Below are 1262 nucleotides of genomic sequence, written 5' to 3'. Positions count from 1 at the left end.
CCCTATGTCGCGTCCCTGCGCGCGTGGACGCTGTGCGGGCTGTTCGAGCCGCTCGCGCGGGGCGGCGCGGCCGAGGCGGCCGTGCGCGCCGACCTCGGCCGGCACGCGGCCTTCCTGCGGCCGCACCTGGAGACCGACGTCGGCGGCAACCATCTGGTCAAGAACCTCAAGGCCCTGATCGGGCTGGCGGTGGCCGCCGGCGACACCGCGGGCCGCCGGCGGTGGGTCGAGAGGCTGCGCGGCGAGGCCCGCCGGCAGGTGCTGGCCGACGGTGGTCACTACGAGCGGGCGCCCGCCTACCACTGCCAGGTGCTCGCCGACCTCGACGACGTGGTCGGCCTGCTCGCGGCGAGCGGCGCGGCGGTGCCGGACGACCTGCCGGCCGCGATCACCCGGATGCGCGACTGGCTACGTAAGATAATCGGCCCGGACGGGACGGTGCCGCTGCTGAACGACGGCTACCCGGTCCCCGCCGACGCGGTGGAGCACCTGCTGTCCGGCGACCTGCCCGGCGGCCACGAGCCCGTCAGCGGCGGACCCGCCGGACCAGGCTGCGCGAACCCGGAGACCACCGGACCGAGAACCGCGGGACCAGGACCAGCAGGACTGACAGGACCAAGCAAAGCAGGAGAACCAGCGGGGCCGGGAACGGCGGGACCGGGAACGGCGGGACCGGGACCTGGCCGGCGGCGGACGGCCCGCGACAGCGGTGACGCCTGGCCCGACGCCCTCCCGCCCGACGCCCTCCCACCTCCTGGCGTCCTCCCGCCTGACGGCATCTCGTCCGCCGGTGCCTGGACCGGGTCACGGCTGCTCGCCGACAGCGGTCTCGCCGTGCTGTGGGCGGGCGGCTTCCACCTCGTCGCCGATGTCGGGCCGGCCTGCCCGGACACGCTGCCCGCGCACGCCCACGCCGACACCCTCGCGTTCCTGCTCTGGTACGACGGCGTCCCCCTGATCGTCGACACCGCGACCTCGACCTACGACCCGGGAGCCGTCCGCGACCACGAACGCTCGAGCGCGGCGCACGCGAGCCTGGTCGTCGACGGAGCCGACTCGACCGAGGTCTGGGGCGCCTTCCGCGCCGGCCGCCGCGCCCGCCCGACGATCGTCCGGCTGGCGCTGGACGGCGACACGGCGGTCCTCACCGCGTCCCACGACGGCTACCGGCACCTGCCCGGACGCCCGGCGCACGAGCGCACCTTCACCGTCCGGCCGGAGCGGGTGACGCTCACCGACCGGGTGACGCGCACCGGGCGGGC

General features: G+C 76.3%; 1 protein-coding gene. It reads left to right on the top strand.

Annotation, left to right across the window (positions count from 1 at the left end; genetic code table 11):
• Positions 1-1262: alginate lyase family protein (locus NBX02_RS07935; protein ID WP_250290664.1), on the top strand; the 1262-nt coding region annotated here is incomplete at both ends.

Source organism: Protofrankia sp. CiP1_Cm_nod1 (assembly GCF_920888515.1).
In the GTDB taxonomy this organism is placed as follows: domain Bacteria; phylum Actinomycetota; class Actinomycetes; order Frankiales; family Frankiaceae; genus Protofrankia.
The sequence above is the reverse complement of the archived record's forward strand: the minus strand, read 5'-3'. Positions and strand labels throughout refer to the sequence as shown.